This is a genomic window from Bradyrhizobium sp. CIAT3101 (assembly GCF_029714945.1).
Lineage (GTDB): Bacteria > Pseudomonadota > Alphaproteobacteria > Rhizobiales > Xanthobacteraceae > Bradyrhizobium.
In genome coordinates, this window is the sequence record NZ_CP121634.1 from 3,722,836 (window position 1) to 3,740,389 (window position 17,554).

Consider the following 17,554-nt stretch of genomic DNA (forward strand, 5'->3'; position numbering starts at 1 on the left):
ACGTTGGCGGAAATTACCCTGGTGTGCACAGCGTTAATAATTGGGTAAGTATCATAATTATGATATGAACGACGTGTTACGCGGGAACGCCATTAAAACGGGTGGGCCGTGACCGACGTAACCGACCGAAGCGACGCAATCGAAGCGTCGACAACCTTCGAGAGTGCATCAAGGCCGCGCATCAGCGTTCCGTTCGGCCTGATCGAGCCGCTTTTCGCGTTGGCCGACGTCCTGGTCATCGTCGCAGCGGGCGCGTTGGGTGGCTTGTTATATCACGGCGTGCTCGGCGCCGGGACCGGCGATCCCGGCGTCTGTGCTGGCTTGGGTTTGGTGGCGAGCCTGGCCTATGTGCTCGCGGCGCATTGTCTTGGTCTCTATCGGCTGAACGATTTGCTCCAGCGCGAGTACGATAGCGGGCGGATCTGGACCTGCTGGAGCGTGGCAATTCCGGTTCTCGCCGTCATCCTGTTTCTCTTCAAGTCCAGTGCGGAAACCTCGCGCGGCGCGATCGTTTGCCTGTTCGTTCTTGGAGGGATCGGTCTCGTTCTCGCACGGAGGCTGGCCAAGCGTCGCCTGCGTGCGGCTTTGATGACAGGCGCCATTCGCGGCCGGCGGGCGATCGTGATTGGAACGAAAGGCGAGTTGGCTTGTTTCGGGCGGCGCGATCTTCTGGTCAGGTTCGGTCTGGATGAAGTCGGGCGCGTATTCTTGCCGCCGTCCTCGAAATCGAAAGCGTACGCCGAAACGGTGCTGGATCGCGTACGGGAGGCCGCGGCAGAGGAGATCGTCCTCGCATTGTCGTGGTCGGGCCCGGAAGACATTCAGTGGCTGCTCGATCAGTTGAGGGCGGTCCCGCTTCCGGTTCGCCTGCTTCCCGATCGCGCGGTGTCGACGGTGCTTCAGCGCCAGACCTCGATGCCGCAGCGATTGTATATGGTCGAGTTGCAGCGCACCCCACTGACCACGCTTGAGCGTGGGGTGAAGCGGATGCTTGACGTGACGGTCGGTGCGACGTCGCTGATGTTGCTGACGCCGCTGTTGTTCGCGGCGGCGATTGCGATCAAGCTTGAATCACGTGGGCCAATCATCTTCCGGCAGCAGCGCCATGGTTTCAATGGCCGGTCCTTCACCATCTACAAGCTGCGGACCATGAAGGTCCAGGAGGATGGCGCTGCCGTGGTGCAGGCCACGACAAGCGATCCACGTGTCACCCGCGTGGGACGTGTGCTCCGCTCGACCAGCATCGACGAACTCCCTCAATTATTGAACGTGCTGCAAGGGCATATGTCCGTCGTCGGGCCGCGTCCGCATGCCTTGGTCCATGACTACGAGTACGGACGCATGATCGCGAACTATTCGTTTCGCCACCACGTGAAGCCGGGAATTACAGGCTGGGCGCAGGTGCACGGATATCGAGGCGGTACGCCGCGACTGGAGCTCATGGAACGCCGAATTGCGCTGGATCTCTGGTATATCGATAATTGGAGCGTTGTGCTCGATATCAGGATCATCCTGAGGACGGTTTTTGAACTGGTCCGGGCGCAAAATGCGTATTGACCGGACCGGTTTCAAGTCGCGCATCATGACTGACTGTCATTCATTTGATGTAGTAGCCACGGCTGGCTAGTTTCGCGCGCAACGGCTCTCCGCGCCGCGCGGTGATCGGGACCACATCCAAGGTTTGGACCACATGTTATTCCGACGATTGGTCATGGCTGCACCATCGATCGCGGTGTGGGCGTTGCTCGCGACCGTTGGTTCGTCGGTTGGCGAAGAAGCGGTCCAGGCCGATCGGCAGCCGCAGCGACTGCTGGTCGCTCCCCACGGTGGCACCGACACACGCCAGTCGCCGAATGGACCCCTGAGCCTGGGCGCCGCGCTGGAGGAAGCCACCAGGCGGCGCGTTGCCGATGCCGCGACGCCGCTCGAGCTCGAATTGCAGCCTGGAACCTATGATCTGGACAAGCCTATCGTGATCGATGCGCGCCTCGCAGGCGATGGCGGGATCACGCTCAAGGCAAAGCCTGGTGCAGACGTGCGCCTCGTCGGCTGGAAAAAAGTCGAGAGTATCATTCCTCCGGCGAAGGACATCGAAGACCAGCTTCCCGCGATCGCGCGCGGCAAGATAAAATATTACGCTCTGCCGCAATCCGAGTTTCCTGATCTCGGGGTGGAGCTGCCGCGAGGGCACTCGCTGCCGCGCCATGCGGCGGAGATGGAATTCTTCCTCGGCGATACGCCCCTGAGCCCGGCCCGGTGGCCCGCCACAGGCTATTCGGAAATCATGCGCGCCGTCGATGGATCGCGGGTCGTGATCCGTGACGCGCCGCTTTCCGCCGTTGCCGGTCGCACCGACGTCTGGTTCGCGGGATTTCCCGGCGTCGAGTGGGGTTACGAGCGTGTACAGGTAGCTGATGTCGATCCCGTCTCGGGTGTCATCCGGGCCGTTCGCCCATTCTCTTACCCACCGAGATGGCGCGATTTCGCCGCGCTGGAAGGCCCGCCAACTCTGTTCAGCGCGCCCAATCAGTTCTATTTCGATCGCGCCAATCGCGTGCTCGCGGTCTGGGCGCCCGTCAACGACGCGCGAACCATTCAGGCCTCGATCCTGACCAACGCGATCGTGATGACGGGCGCGCGGCACGTGCGGATCGAAGGGCTCAGCGTGCTGGGCGTGCGTGGTGACGCCATCCGGGTCGTCAACAGTGACGACGTGCAATTGGATCGCATCCAGGTCGCGGACGCCGGGATGCGCGGGGTCGCTGTCGAGGGCGGCCACGACTTTCTGCTGCAAAACTCCGTGATCCACGATACCGGCGACGAAGGCGCCTGGGTCACGGGTGGGGACCGGCAGAACCTCGTCTCTGCCGGGCACAGGATCCTGTCCAACACTCTGTTTCGCTTTGGGCGGCGCATCCGCAGCGGACGGGATGGAATCCGGATCGATGGCGTCGGTATCGTCGTCGAAGACAATGTCCTCAGCAACGGGCCGTCGCAGGCGATCGGCTTCCAGGGCAACGATCATCTCATCCGGCACAACGACATCTCGCGCACCATGTCGGAGTGCGGCGACTGCGCTGCGATCTACACGGGCAGGGACTGGAGCGCGCGCGGTACCTGTATCGACGGCAACGTCATCCACGGAATTACGCCGGCACCCGATCGGGACGTGAGCGGCATTTACCTCGACGATGCCGCAAGCGGAATCGTCGTCTGGCGCAACGCAATCGTGAGCCTGCGGCGGGGAGTCCTGGTTGGCGGCGGCCGCGATAATATCGTCATGGAAAATACGATCACCGATGCAGATCAGTTCGGGGTCCTGCTCGACGGGCGCGGCCTGAGCTGGGCCAAAGCCTCGGTGAACGATCCGTCATCCGAGATTCGCCGCAGGCTCGTCGCTGTTCCCTATGACCGCGAGCCCTACCGCTCGCGCTATCCGCACCTGGCTGAGCTGCTGCAGGAGCAGCCCGGACAACCGAGGTACAACCTGATTTCCGGAAACACATTTGTTCGCGGCGCAGGCGTGGTGCTGGAGGATCCGGCGTTGCGCGCGCTGGTGCTGACCACCCCACAGAAATTGAACGAAGCGAACGGGCAGGCCTGCCCGCCGCAATCCATTGCTGGCCGTCGCGGTCCACCGGCGGAATGATCGCCGCAAGCCTTCCGGGGCCTCGGAAGGCGGGTCGGCGGGCGGCCATCACGGTTCGTGATAAGCGTGTTAGTCGTTATGTTAACAGTCATCTCGCTGACAAGTTTTTCCACTAAGCCTCGCTGAGGCGCTGATACGTCCAGCGCGCCTCGGGGGAGGTCGAGTAAGGGCATGTATCAGTCTGAATGGGCGCGGGCCGACCTCTCGGCGTGCACCGAGGCGCCAATCCCGGAATTTCGCTCGCGTCTCCCGGTGGCGGATGTGGCTGGCGTGATGCTGCTGCACTGGCAGGAGCACTGCGTCGAATGCGCCGTGCCGCAATGCTATTCGACGTGCCGCCTGTACGTTCCCCGCGGCGATGGCCGTTGTGCGCGATTTGCCTATGGTATCGTTCGTAACACCGCCGCGACTGGCGGGCTCGGCTTCGGCGCCGACATTCGTTTCCGCCGCTGGGCCAAGCTCGAGACCGAACTGACCGGCTGCCTTGTCTCGACCCGGTCACATCAGGTGATAGAGCGGTTCGACGCCGCCGCCAGCGGCGCGGTGAGCGCGGCCCATGCGGCGATCCGGCACATCGATTCGACGCGCAGCGTCTCCCATGACCTCTTGGCCAGGCTGCGCAGCCGGGTGTTGCGCCGGCTGGGCCGGGCTCACGCTCAATACAACGCCTTCGCCATCGAATGCTTTAGCCCGGAAAGCTCGCCGTTTCGCTTGGCGGTCAATTTGCGGGTCGATGATGCGACCATCTTTCGCCATGCCGTCGAGGTGGCGCCGGGACCGAACTTCTTCTCCATTCCTGTCCCGCTTCCGCACGATCTCGCCGAAAGGGAGTATTTTCTGACGATTGAGCCTGAAGTCGATCACGAGGTTCGGGTGATCTTCACATGGCTTGATTTCGTCGCCTTGCGCCAGGGTGCGAACCTCCCGGTTGTTGGCGGGGAGGTGCGCGGCCCGGCACGCAAGGTCAAATGCGTCGCCTGGGATCTCGACAACACCCTGTGGCACGGCATCCTCGTCGAGGACGGTGTTGCCAAGCTCAGGCTGCGACCGGAGGCCGCCGCGTTGATCGAGCAGCTCGACGCCCGCGGCATCATTCAGACCGTCGTCAGCAAGAACAATCACGACGACGCCATGACAGTCATCGCCAATTTTGGTTTGAGCGACTATTTCCTCTATCCGGCGATCAATTGGGGCCAGAAGAGCGCCAACCTGCAACAGATCGCCGATCGCCTCAACATCAACATCGACACGTTCGCGCTGATCGACGACTCTCCCTTCGAAAGGCAGGAGGTCGGGACCGCGCTGCCGATGGTGCGGGTCTATGCGGAGCAGGGCCTCGAATCCGTGCTTGACCGGCCGGAGTTCGATGTACCCGTGACGTCGGCCAGCCGCCAGCGGCGGCTGTCCTATCTCACCGAAGTGCACCGCGATCGCGCCCGCGAGGTCTTCGGGGGCGATTATCTCGACTTCCTCCGCTCATGCGCGATAAAACTGCGCATCTTCAAGCCATCGACCGCCGCGGAGACCTTGCGCTGCCTCGAACTGATCGAGCGCACCAATCAGCTCAACCTTTCCGGCCGGAGTTACGATGCGGAGGCGTTCGACCGGCTGCTCCGCGCTCCCGGCAATCTCTGCCTTGCCATGGAGTGCGAAGACCGCTTCGGCAACTACGGGATCGTCGGGTTTGCCAGCGTCGTCGAAGACGCCGGGCAACCCACGCTGCTGGATTTCGTCATGTCCTGCCGCGTGGCGCAGAAGCGTGTCGAACACAGCGTGTTCGGCTGGTTGGCGCGCCGCGCGCGCGAACGTGGACATCGGAAGCTGCTGGCCGATCTGCGGCCGACGTCCAAGAACAAGCCGCTGCTGAAGGTGTTCGAGGACATGCGCTTCTCGACCGAGAAGGAAGAAGCGGGCAGGGTCCTGCTGGCGCTTGATCTGGCGACTGCCGACCTCGAGGACGGGGCAGTGATTGCTCTGGATGCGAGCGATTTGGCCGGCGACAAAGTCGCTGCATGAGGCGCCTGATCGTCAACGCCGACGATCTCGGGTACGACCGCGTCGTGAACGAGGACATTTTCCGGTTCATCGAAGCCGGGAGCGTGACCTCAGCGACCATTCTGACAAATGGGCCGGCCGTTGAGGCGGCGGTGGCCCGGCTACAGGACTTCCCACGGGCGTCGTTCGGGGTTCACCTCAACGTCACTGAATTTCCGCCATTGACAAGGGGTGCCGTGCTCGACGCTTTGTGCGACGAGAGCGGCGCGCTGGCGACAGGCTGGGTCAAGAAGCTGGCGTTGAGCGGAGCAACGAGGGACGCGGTGTTCCAGGAATGGTGCGCGCAAGTCGAGCGCGCTCTCGACCTGCGCGTACCGGTGTCGCATCTCGACTCGCACCATCACGTCCATACCCATCCGGCGCTGTTCGCCGTGTTCAAGCGCGTCCAGCTCCGCTTCAACATTCGCAAGGCGCGCCTGAGGCGCAACATCTTCAACATCGGCCGCCGGCGACCGGCGATACGAGCGGCCACAACGGCGTGGAACGCGGCGTTCACCACGATCGTTCCCACGCAGACGACCAACGCCTTCACCGAATTTGCGACGCTCTATGAGCGGGTCGTCGCCGGGTGCCCCTGGACCGGCACGGTCGAATTGATGTGCCATCCCGGCAGTCCGCTGTTTACGGATGAGACGCGTCTGCTCGAGGGCGACTGGAGAGGCGTCCTCGGCCGCGACGTGGCCATGATCAGTTATCTTGACCTCTAATTTTGCGCTGGTGGACCAACGTTACCGCACGGCGACATGATGCTAACATGATACAATGTTAAGTAGAGTGCGTCGTCCGCGGACTCTAGAGTCGTACGACGATGCTGGGCGTATCGGTGATCCTCCGTCCGCAAGGTCGAGAAACGGCGGGAGTTTCCGAGTTTTTTATTTCGAGTTGACGGTCGGTCACGCGGACTTGCTGGTCAGTCCGACCTGGACCGATAGCGGAAGGCCATAGACGGAGACGGGCAACGGAAATGGGTGTGGGAATCGCGAACAGCTGAGCTGCATTTTAGAACAGTCATCGAACGTATTCGAACCCATTCCGTCAACGGATCAACGAGAAGCACGGAGCTGGCGATGTCGACCTTGCTGATCCGACTTGGCCTACTGCTTGTGATATTGCTTCTGAGCGCAACCGCCTCAGCCCAGTCACCGATTCCCCTCTCTTATTTCGGAATGCACATTCTAAGCGATTCCAATCCATGGCCGGCGCTGCCAATCGGCTCGCGCCGCATGATAGTCAATGCGAATTGGTGGGACATCAGCGCTGGCCCTGGTCAATACGATTGGACAGCTTTCGATGCCATCGTGGCGAGATCAACGACGAGTGGTGCCGACGTTGTTTTCGATCTGGGAGGCTCCCCGGCATGGGCATCGTCCAATCCGAGCGCGGGTCCATGTGCATGGGGCTTTAATGGAAATTGTGTGGCGCCCCAGACGCAATATTGGGCAGCCTGGATCTCAGCGGCGGTGACTCATGCCGCCGGCAGGGTGAAATTCTGGGAAATATGGAACGAGCCGAACGACGGCGGCTTTTGGAGGGGCGATATTCCGACGATGGTAGCGTTGGCGCGGCAGGCCTATCAGACGATAAAGAGTATCGATCCAACCGCGAAGGTCTTGACGCCGGCTGTTTATTCCGATCCCACGGGCGGCACGATTGCGACCGACGGCGTCGCGTGGATGATGGAGTTTCTCAGGCAGTGCAGCGTGCCGCCGGCGGGGAGCACGACGGCGCCGCCGTGCGCGGACATTCTAGCCTATCACGGCTATCCGGTGAATTGGGCGGAGCTCGGCGACCAGACGCTCATGAGCCAGCGCACCATCCAGACTGGTGAAGGCAATATCTATCTGGGCGTTATCGATCCGGCGAGCTACCCGCTTCTTGGCGAACAGGCCATCATTGACATCCAGAAATACAAGAACATTGCCTCAACCTACGGCCTCGAAGCCGTGTGGAGCACCGAGGGCGGCCTTGGTGTCTGGCTTAAGAACAACTACGGAATCGACGGACAGCTCCCGTCCTGTCAGGCAGTGGATTGCCTGACGAATCCCATCTATCTGCAAAATCGGCAATTGTCCGCCGAGTATGTTGTCAAGACAACGATGCTGATGCAGGCCGGCGGGCTGGCGCGTTCGTACTGGTATGCCTACGACAATATCGCTCTCGGTTATCTCTGGGGTGGGCAGGGAACGAGCCTCAACGGGACGGGAACAGCCTACGCCTTGCTGGGCCAGTTGGTCGGTACGACGCCGGCCACACCGGTCGCGCGTCAAGCGACCACGAACCGGATCAGCAACCCCTCCGCGAGCGGAGCCATGGTCGGCTCTCCCGGAGCGACCCCGACGTCCTGGCGGGTCATTGCCGCCGATGGCCTCGCGATTAACGTCGTCAATGTCGCGGGCGACGCTGTCGACTTCCGCATCCAGGGGACGCCGACGACCACGCGTACTTTTGCCCGGATCGAATTCGAAACCCCCGGCACGATCGCGTCCGTGCAGGGCACTCAATGGTTCGGCGGCTTCAACCAGAGCCTGATCGAGGGATCCTACAACAATGTCACGGTCTGGACCGGCCTCGTCGAGTACAATGGCTCTCAGCAACCTATAACCTTCACCAGTGGCCAGAACGCCCCGGCGACGTCGTTGGACTATGCGCTCCAGCACAATCCGATCATGGCGATCACCAAGAGCCCGTATTGCGCGTTCGTGGTGCCGACGGTTGCGTTCGGCTATAGCGCGGGACAGCCGGTCGACGTCACCCTCCGACTGGCCCGGCCGAGCATCGACAATGGCACCACCTGGCAGGGGACCTATACGCGCGCGGACGGATCTTCCGTGATACTGGCCTGGGACTCGAGCGGAAACCCGACGGTTCTTCCGCTCAGTCCGGGCTATAGCCGATACCAGGATGTGTCGGGTAGCATCACTACGATAACCGGCAACCAGGTCACGCTGACAAACTCGCCGATATTCATTCTCAAGCCTTGATTGGTTCGCGCATTTGGCAATCGATAATCGCGCTGCCATAGCGGTATGAAGCTCTCGTCATGGCCGGGCCATCCACGTCTTCGCCAGGCTGTCAGAATGCAAAGACGTCGATGCCCAGGACAAGTCCGTGCATGATGAAAGTCGTCGCACTCACACCGCGACGGGGTTGCGGCCGGTGATCCGTTCGAAAATCCGCCCATCGACTTGAAGGTTTTCGACATACCGCTCGAACGGCACATCGAGCTGGACAACGGAACGATGAATAACGCCACTCTCCGGTTTCACATACTGCAGGGCAGGAAGGCCGGTTGCGACGGTCTTGAACCCGATCTCGAAGCAGTATTGTTTCAAGGGCGAGGAAAAATGCCTGCGCATGCCGAACGGATAGGCGAAGTGGATCACGGGCTCGAGAAGGATGTCTTCCAGGATGGCTTTACTGGTCCTGATCTCGTGCTTCGCCTTCTCCAGGGAAATGGCCGCCAAATTCGGGTGTGTGTGGGTATGCGCGCCGATGACGTGTCCCGCCGCGGCAATGCATTTCAATTCCTCGACAGTCAGCGTCGGCTCGGGCTCCGCGGAAATACTTGAAAAGAACCGTCGGAGCTCGGCTTCGTCAGCGCGGTCACGAAACGAAACGGTATTGACGTAGAAGGTCGCTTTCGCGTCGAGCCGATCGAACATCGGCAGGCAGGCGTACCATGACTGGTAGTTGTCATCGAGCGTCAGCATGATCATCCGGCCTGATCCGGTCAGGAATTCGTTCGGGCCGACGAAGCTGTAGCCGAGGTCGGCAAACCGCCGCATCAGCTGTTCCACGGCCGAGGCCCGTCCGCTCAACGAATGGAGATAAAGCGCCAGCTTGTCCGGAAGAGGCCGGCGCAGGAACGCTCTGTGAAACGCGCCAATAGAAGCGCGGAGCCGCGTTGCAGTATACGTCATGACAAAATTCTTATCATTCGAAATCTCGTTTGATTGTGACAGGCAACGAAGCCATAAGCCGCAGCCGATCAAATGTTATTGGTCATCACGTCGTTATAGTTGCTGACTATTCAAAATCGTCGGCCCGGAACACCCAGGCTGCGGCGAAGGCCGCTTCGGCGGCCAATGCGCGAGCTGAAATCTGGCGGCTTTGTTAGTTCGACTGTTGGGCAGAATCAATGCCGGGTATCGCGATCTGCAACAACATGGTCACGCCGTATACGAACCGGCTCTTCAATCACATGATCGATTGTCACGGGCTCGATCTCACGGTGATATCGTGTGCCGCCCGGGAGAAGAACCGCCAGTGGTCGGAACGGTACGCCGCACGGTATAACCACATCCTGCTTCGCGGAATCGAGTTCGATCTGCCCGGATCGAGGTCGGCGCATATCAATGTGGGGATGTGGAGCACGCTGTGCCGTCTGTCTCCCGATCTCGTCGCCATCAACGGTGTCTATCCGACGATGCTGGTCGCCGCGGCCTGGAGCCGGGTCCACAGGAAACCGCTGGTGTTTCTGACCGACGGGTGGGCGATCATGATGCCGCAAAGCATCTATCATCGCCTGACGCGACCGGCGGTCGTCGACCGTTGCCGGGCGATCATCTGCGCGAGCGCGAAGGGCAGAGACTTCTTCGTGGAGCAGGGCGCGGACCCGGAGAAGATCTTCGTGGCGAACATCGTTCCGGCCTGGGGCGGACCAGCTGACATTCCGGAATTCGCCCGGCGCCGCTATGACCTGCTGTGGTGCGGACGGGTGAATGACGAGCGAAAGAACTGGCCCTTCTTCGTCAAGCTCGTGCTTGAACTGAAGGGACGCCTGCGGGCCTTGTCGGTGCGCATCATCGCGGATAGTCCGTCGAGGCCCGAGGAGCTCGACCAGCTCTCTGCGGCGGATGTCGCATTCGAATATACTTCGCATGTCCCGCCGGAGGAGATTGCGTCGGTCTTCTCCACCGCGCGCGTGCTCGCCTTGCCGTCGAAGTCGGACGCATGGGGACTGGTCTGCAACGAAGCGATGCAATGCGGCACGCCATGCATCGTCTCTCCATTCGTCGGGGCAGCGGACGAACTCGTGATCGACGACGCCTGCGGTTTGGTGCGCCCGCTCGAGGTCGAGCCGTGGGCGGCCGCGATTTCGCGGCTGGTCGACGATCCCGCGCGCTGGTCGGCGATGTCGCAGGCCGCGATCCAGGTCGCATCGCAATTCAACCTCAATCGATCGGCGCGCAGGTACGTTGACGGGTTGAACTTCGCGGCAGCGGGCCCGCCGCCGGCCGCAAGGAAGCTTGCGTCCGCGACCTGAAGCGGTGCCGATGTTCGCCCCTGACTGAGAAAGCCAGGATGAACTATTCCAGGATGTCGACGAGCGAGGACGGACAGGTGGCTGACAGCGTGATATCCGATGCGGCGCCGGCGGGCGCCGACAATGGGACAGCAAATGGTGCCAAAGGAAGCGGTTCCGCGGCGCCGTCGCGCTCGCAACTGGTTCGGATCACCGACGACCTCCTGCCGGCGACCTGCGAATTCCTCCATCACGAATTGAACGGTGATATTTCCGTCGAAGGCTGGAAATCGATGCTCCGCTATCCCTGGCTGCAACCGAATTCGGACTACGGCATAGCGCTGGTTCGTCCGAACGAGGGCGTGGTCGGCGTCCTGATCGTCATCCACTCCGAGCAGATGATTGAGGGCAGGGTGGAGCGGTTCGCCAACCTGGCGCATTGGTGCGTGAAGCCTGCTTACCGAAGGGAAAGCCTGCGTCTCATGAAAGCGATGATGGCGCAGAAGGAGTTGAACCTGACGGGATTTTCTCCGATCAGGGAGGTCGCCAAGATCGTCTGTGGCCTGGGCTGGAAGAAACTCGACGACCATGTCTACTTGCTTCCCAACGTTGGAGTTTCGTTCGCGACACGCAAGCTGCGCGTGCTCACCTCATTCGACGAGATATTCGCGATCGTCGATGAGCGACACAAGCGCATCATGTCGGATCACGGCAGGGGGAGCCGTGGCCGATTTGTGCTGGTGACGGACGGAAGCCAATGGTGCCTGTCGGTCCATACGATCGAAACGCGCAAGGGCATTGCGCTCTCGATTCCGATCTATCTCAGCGACTACGGCCACTTTCGTCGATGGATGACGCTGTTTCTGTCGACCTACCGCACACTCGACGGCTGCTGGGCGTCACTCTGCCAGCCGCGTTTTCTACCGAGCCGGCCGATGATCGCGGTCAGGCTGGCCGAGCCGCGCCCTCATGTCTTCAGATCGGCCGGCGCGGCCCCCGCGAGCGTCACCGCGCTGTATTCCGACGCTGTGCTGTGATGGCAGAAAGAGCTCGCCGGGCTGACGCGGACAGTTCGCTGAGGCATCAGCGCGCTTGATCAGGCGGCGCGAGCCCTTTCGATCGCGCGTTGATAGATACCGATCAGGCTGTCGTAGCCGCGGTCTTCGCTGCACATGAGAATATAGGCCTGACGCGCGGACCGGCCCCATTGCGCCAATTGACCGGGATCGTCGATCGCTTCGTTCATGGCGTGCACCCATCCGTCGATGTCGTCGGTCGCGATCAATCGTCCGGTCTTGCGGTCCTCCACGATTTCTGCGAGCGCGCCGATCCTGCTGGCGATGACCGGGGTGGAGCACGCCATCGCTTCGGCGACGATCATCGGGAATCCTTCATAACAGCGCGACGGAACGAGGACCGCGCTCGCGCTCCGCAGTCTGCTCGCCACCTCCTCGCGGGCGATGCGTCCGGCAAAGGTGACATTCGGGGGGGCGATCGACCGCAAGCGATCCGTTTCCGGGCCGTCGCCCACGATCTCGACGTCGCCACGCACCTTTGCGGCCGCCTTCACAACGATATCGGCGCCTTTTTCCTCGCTCAACCGGCCGATATAGACCAGGCGCCCGTCGCGTAATGGCAGTCCAGGCCCGATATCCGGCGCGAAGTTGGGGCGCACGACGATCTGGTCCTCCGTGAAACCATCGGCGAGAAATCGCGACTTTGCGAACTGCGTCATGGTCAGGACCGTGATGCGGGCGCGATGGCGATCCAGGACTCGCCGGAACACGTGACCCATATAGGCTGCAGCAGCCGAGCCGATGGCGGATCCCCGATAACACCTCCACCGGACCGCTGGCCATCGGTTGCGGCCGACACAGGATTCGCACGGCTGTCCGTCGCGCATGAGGATTCCGCCGGGGCAAATCGTACGAAAGTTATGTAGCGTCTGCACCACCGGGATGCCTTCGCGTGCAATCACGTCCAATCCGCCCGGCGACACGAGGGGGAAGAAGTTGTGCACATGCACGACATCAGGACGAGACGTCGAAATCATGTCGCCCAGGCGGGCAGCCGAGGTGCCGTTCCGTCCAACCTGCAGCGTCACCCTGATGCGGTCGCCGGTGTTCCTGATCTCCGAATTGTCAAAGAACGCGGTCTGCACGTCGTGGCCGCGCTGTCTGAGAAGATTGATCTCCTGGTTGACGACCGTGTCCTCGCCGCCAGCCTCCTGATAGATGTTGTGAATGACCAGAATCTTCAAAGCCAACCTCGATCGCGCAATGTCCCGATGCGGTCGCGTGAGCCGCGCTGCGGTCGCGGCGCGCTAAACGTGATGGAGCTTCTTCGGGGTTTGAGATTGCCGGAACCGAATTGCGATCGTCTCGAAGAGGGACAGAAATACGAATATCGGGGCGATCACGAGGTAGCGTCTCCAAAGACGCCGGGGCTCTGTCACCAGACGATGAAGCCATTCTAGGCCATTGTTCCGCATCCAGAGCGGCGCGCGCGGCGTATTTCCGGACAGAAAATTGAACGCCGCTCCGACACCGATCATGATCGCACCGGGAATCGCTCCTGTGTGCTGGGACATCCAAATCTCTTGTTTCGGGCAGCCAAGCCCAATCCACACGATGTTGGGTTTCGATGCGTTGATGCGCTCGATCAGTTCGTTGTCCTCATCATCTGTGAGCGGCCGGAACGGCGGCGATTCGGTGCCACAGATCGTGAGCCGGGGATTGAGTGTCGTTAGCGTCTGGGCCAGCCGATCAGGAACGCCCTTCGCGCCGCCCAGCAGAAAATGGCTCCAATCCCCGGGAGACAGACGACAAAGCTCCTGCATGAAATCGGGGCCGGGGACACGACCGATCGATTTCACACCGCGCGACCATGCGGTCCAAACCAGAGGTGTACCATCCGCGATGACGAGGTCGGCGCCTTTCAGGGCGCGGCTGAGAGCCGGATTCCACCGAGAGAGCATGATGCTATGCACATCGGTAACGCAAATGTAACGGCTCTTCTTCTCCTGGATCCACTCGCGGACAATCGCTGTCGCGGATGCCATGTCAACGACGCTCACTGGAGCTCCGACAATCCAGAAGCGCTCGGTCACCCGGTCATTGGGGCGATCTGCCAATTCGGCGATGGCTGTCCCCGCGGGGACCATTCCGACGACAGGTGCGTATTGGTCGGACACAACAGACATGACGTCGGCTCTCCCTCCGATACGCGAAACGACCGGATTTTTGCTTCTGCGGCGCCGCAGGATTGGGCGCTGATTTTTGGCGGCGTGTTTCGCGGGGCTATTGCGGTTTGATCTTGTCGTCGCGCCACGCGATCGGCGTTTCGGCGCGCAATTTGTCGACAAGCTCCACCTGGGCCTTGCGCCGAACGACGTTCTCAACCTGTTCGCGTACGGCAGCGAATTCGTTGGGCTTGCGAGTCCGCTCGTCTTCGATCTTGATGATGTGCCATCCGAACTCGGTCTTTATCGGCTTCGAAACGCCGCCCTTGCCGAGGGTGAATGCAACGTCAGCGTACTCCTTGCCCATCTGAGCCGCCGAGAGCCAACCCAGGTCTCCACCGTTCTTCTTTTCATTTTCGGCGTCGGTCATATCTCGGGCGACCGCGGCGAAATCTTCCTTGGCGACGCGTTCGAGAGCGCTCTTTGCTTTCGCTTCCGCGGCTGCAATCGCCGCCTCGTCGTTGGGGTTGGAGAACTTGAAGATGATCGCGCGGATATGAAGCTCGCGTTCGGGTTTTGTATTCCGGATCGCGTCATCGTAGAATTTGCGAACATCCGCATCGGTCACGTTATCCGCCGTAACCTGCAACATCCGGTTCATCAGCGCCTTGTTCCGGGTGTAGGCCATGCGTCTTTGCAGATCGGCCTCGTCGACCAGGCCCTTATCCTTGGCGGCTTTGGAAAGGATGACGAGGTCATGGAGATAGGTCGCGATATAGAGGCGCTTGCTCTCCTCATCGAGGCCGGCAAGCATCTTGCCCATATCTTCCTCGGCCAACTGGATATCGCTCTGGTGAAGCTCGGTCGCTCCGACGACGCCGACGACGGGGTCGCTCGCCGGTGTCTGCGCGAAACTCGACGTGCAGGCGATCGCCAAAGAGCCCAACAGAACTATCGTCGAGAGGGCTGTCGTCGAAGCTGCTGTGCGACGCCGCCCGGCTGCCGCAATCGGCGCAATCGGAGAAAGACGCGGTAGACCTATCATTTGAACAATCCTGATCTCTGCAAGCCCAACATCTCGCGCGGTTCGCATACCCGGGGCCCCAAGACGAAAGCCGCTCGATCGGAGCGGTTGGGCACAGCTCGGAGTTATGCGAAGGAAGATGTTATCGGTGTAGGTATGTTGTGTTATTAACGTTATGATGAATGAGGTGAGACGAAGCAATGACGTCTCACAGGCGCGATGCGGTGAGCTCGTGCGGGAAATGCTCGAATGAGAGCGTCGGCCGGCTTCGATGCAGCGCATCGCACGGTCAATGGAGCAGCCCGCCGGGTTGAATTTATCAGCCGCGCCGCAGCGATCGGTTGTCGCGAGAGGCCGACAAATTCGCCCCAATTCTTGCGGGTCCGTCTGCGATTTCAGCGCTTTTAGGCCGGACGTTGGTGCTGTGCGCGGCGTAGCATCCTCTCAGGCGAACATCAGAACGTGCGCGCTCGAGGGGCTGTGCCAGCGCTGTCGTCGCTCGCTTGAATGCATGGTTTGCGCGAGCCACACCGATAGAAATTCGGGCTTGTTCTTCGGTGGACCGCATCCTTATCCACAGATCATTGGTGGGATGATATCGCCGCAATGTTAGTTCACATAATTAATATCAAAGCTTCACTCGCGGCATTTATGAGTGCCCCGCGCAATTGGCGAGGTGCCGTTGCGGCAAACTGAACCCAACTGGAGTTGGAAAATGAAAAAGAGTCTTGTCCTGGCGTCGGTTGCCTTGGGGGCGATGTTCGCCGCCGATGCAGCCAGCGCGCAAACGGTCATCCGGGGCGGCGGCGCTACTTTCCCTTCAATCGCCTATCGCAATCTGTTCGATTGCGCGACCTTCCAGCCCTTCGGCCCCAGCTTCAGCACCCCCGCCGGCGTGACGCAGCCGCTCTCGGCTTCGTGCGTCGGCATTGGCCCGAACTTCCCGCATGATGCGTATCTCTTCCTGTACGCGCCGGTTGGTTCGGGCGCCGGCAAGGCCGGTTTCGTGGCTCACACCGCCAGCCCCGGCGGCAGCAACAACTGGACTGCCAAGGTGTCGGGCAACGTCCCGTACGCCGACAACACGTTTGCTCCCACCTGGCCGTATGCCAGCATCCAGTTCGCTGGCTCGGACGACCTTCTGCTCCCGAGCGACGTCTCGGCCTACAACACGAACAACGGACCTGCCAATTGGGGCAACATCCTGTTCATGCCGGCAGTCATCGGCCCGGTGGCTATCTCGATCAACCCGACCAAGGACGGCAGCAACAACGCGTGGGCCGTGCCTGCCAACACCATCAAGCTGTCGCGCAAGTCGGTCTGCGGCATCTTCTCCGGCCACATCACGAAGTGGGATAACGCCTCGATCACCGCGGACAACGGCACCACCGTCGGCACCGGTCAGATCACTGTCGTTCACCGTACGGACGGCAGCGGCACCAACTTCCTGACGACGAACGCGCTGGCCAACCAGTGCCGGTCCGTGTTCGGAACGAACAACGAGTCCGACTCGACGCTGGTGCTGTACTCGTTCCCCTGGACCGACAACGGTGTTGCGGTCGCCCAGTGCCCGGCGCTGCCGGCTGTTGGTGCGAACAAGAACAACTGGCCCGATTCAGGCGTCAACGACCAGTGCGGCCACGCGATTTCCAACCCGGGTGGTGGCGTGTTCAATGGCCAGAACGGCAACGGCGGCGTTGCGAGCACTGTGAAGTCCGTCAACGGTGCGATCGGGTACAACACGGCCGACCAGGTGCAGCCGATCGTTGCCTCTGGTCCGCAGGTCGCCATGCTGCAGTCGCAGTATGACATCGACAACGCGACCGGCCTGTATCATCTCCCGACCGCTGCTGGTGCTCAGGCAGCCATGGCTGCGGTGACCCCGGTGTTTGATGACACCAGCCGTTCGAACCCGCTGAACTGGGCGGCTCAAGGTACGGTTCCGAACCCGGCGCTGCCGGGCTCCTACCCGATCGCGGGCTTCTCGTGGTTCCTGTTCTACCAGTGCTACGCCGGCGCGGATGTGGCTGCGGTCATCCCGCAGTATCTCAACTTCCACTACGCGAACGCGCTGTCGGCGAGCGTCCTTGCCGACAACGGCATGGCGGTTCCCCCGGCTCCCTGGGTCAACGAGATCCAGAAGCTGATCACCACGACTTCGCCGTTCGGCCACACCGGCGACGGCGGCGTCTGCAACGCCAAGTCGGGCGCCTGATCCGACGCTTCGTCTCGTCTGAACCGAGACCTGTGTGCACCCGGGAAACCGGGTGCACATTTTTTTTGGCGCCGAAAGGATGCGCGCGGGTTCCCGATCCACAGGTGGTGGATTGCCGGCAATACATCAAAACTGACACATCAATGTTGCTTAACATTGTATAAACGTTAGCGTAACGATATGCG

At 61.3% G+C, this 17,554-nt stretch carries 12 protein-coding genes; 8 read left to right on the plus strand and 4 right to left on the minus strand.

Annotation, left to right across the window (positions count from 1 at the left end; all coding sequences use genetic code 11):
* Positions 1 to 108 precede the first annotated feature (108 nt).
* The 5 genes from QA645_RS17470 (at position 109) to QA645_RS17490 (ending at position 8,685) form a co-directional block, all read left to right on the plus strand.
* Positions 109 to 1,557 carry an undecaprenyl-phosphate glucose phosphotransferase gene (locus QA645_RS17470; RefSeq protein ID WP_283051784.1) on the plus strand — a complete coding sequence of 483 codons (1,449 nt, stop codon included), beginning with the start codon at positions 109 to 111 and terminating at the stop codon, positions 1,555 to 1,557.
* 154 nt (positions 1,558 to 1,711) lie between these two features.
* The gene (locus tag QA645_RS17475; protein WP_283051785.1) at positions 1,712 to 3,649 is read left to right on the plus strand and encodes a right-handed parallel beta-helix repeat-containing protein; all 1,938 of its coding nucleotides are present in this window, start codon (positions 1,712 to 1,714) and stop codon (positions 3,647 to 3,649) included.
* Positions 3,650 to 3,922: 273 nt separating this feature from the next.
* Positions 3,923 to 5,665 (plus strand): HAD-IIIC family phosphatase, encoded by a 1,743-nt coding sequence (locus tag QA645_RS17480; protein ID WP_283053241.1) that lies wholly within the window; start codon positions 3,923 to 3,925, stop codon positions 5,663 to 5,665.
* Positions 5,662 to 6,411, plus strand: a complete 750-nt coding sequence (locus QA645_RS17485) for a ChbG/HpnK family deacetylase (protein WP_283051786.1) — start codon at positions 5,662 to 5,664, stop codon at positions 6,409 to 6,411. Before QA645_RS17480 ends, QA645_RS17485 begins: the two co-directional genes overlap by 4 nt.
* Positions 6,412 to 6,771: 360 nt before the next feature.
* Positions 6,772 to 8,685 carry a hypothetical protein gene (locus tag QA645_RS17490; protein ID WP_283051787.1) on the plus strand — a complete coding sequence of 638 codons (1,914 nt, stop codon included), beginning with the start codon at positions 6,772 to 6,774 and terminating at the stop codon, positions 8,683 to 8,685.
* Positions 8,686 to 8,835: 150 nt separating this feature from the next.
* Here QA645_RS17490 and QA645_RS17495 read toward each other — a convergent pair whose 3' ends face one another.
* On the minus strand, positions 8,836 to 9,624 hold the full coding sequence (locus QA645_RS17495) for a polysaccharide deacetylase family protein (protein WP_254194238.1): 789 nt from the start codon (positions 9,622 to 9,624) through the stop codon (positions 8,836 to 8,838).
* Positions 9,625 to 9,842: 218 nt separating this feature from the next.
* Between QA645_RS17495 and QA645_RS17500 the strand changes: the two genes are divergently transcribed.
* Positions 9,843 to 10,970, plus strand: a complete 1,128-nt coding sequence (locus QA645_RS17500; RefSeq protein ID WP_283051788.1) for a glycosyltransferase family 4 protein — start codon at positions 9,843 to 9,845, stop codon at positions 10,968 to 10,970.
* A 38-nt stretch (positions 10,971 to 11,008) separates the two neighbouring features.
* Complete coding sequence (locus QA645_RS17505) at positions 11,009 to 11,986, plus strand: hypothetical protein (RefSeq protein WP_283051789.1); 978 nt, start codon at positions 11,009 to 11,011, stop codon at positions 11,984 to 11,986.
* A gap of 59 nt (positions 11,987 to 12,045) precedes the next feature.
* Here the strand turns inward: QA645_RS17505 and QA645_RS17510 are convergent, their stop codons facing one another.
* The 3 genes from QA645_RS17510 to QA645_RS17520 all read right to left on the minus strand — a co-directional run bounded on the left by QA645_RS17510 (position 12,046) and on the right by QA645_RS17520 (position 15,175).
* A complete protein-coding gene (locus QA645_RS17510) occupies positions 12,046 to 13,110 on the minus strand; it encodes a glycosyltransferase family 4 protein (RefSeq protein WP_283053243.1) in 1,065 nt (354 codons plus the stop codon).
* Positions 13,111 to 13,272: 162 nt separating this feature from the next.
* A complete protein-coding gene (locus QA645_RS17515) occupies positions 13,273 to 14,151 on the minus strand; it encodes a WecB/TagA/CpsF family glycosyltransferase (protein ID WP_254194236.1) in 879 nt (292 codons plus the stop codon).
* Between the two features lie 97 nt (positions 14,152 to 14,248).
* Entirely contained in the window at positions 14,249 to 15,175 is a 927-nt protein-coding gene (locus QA645_RS17520) for a peptidylprolyl isomerase (protein WP_283051791.1), read from the minus strand.
* Between the two features lie 694 nt (positions 15,176 to 15,869).
* Here QA645_RS17520 and QA645_RS17525 point away from each other — a divergent pair.
* On the plus strand, positions 15,870 to 17,369 hold the full coding sequence (locus QA645_RS17525) for a substrate-binding domain-containing protein (RefSeq protein ID WP_283051792.1): 1,500 nt from the start codon (positions 15,870 to 15,872) through the stop codon (positions 17,367 to 17,369).
* Positions 17,370 to 17,554 lie beyond the last annotated feature (185 nt).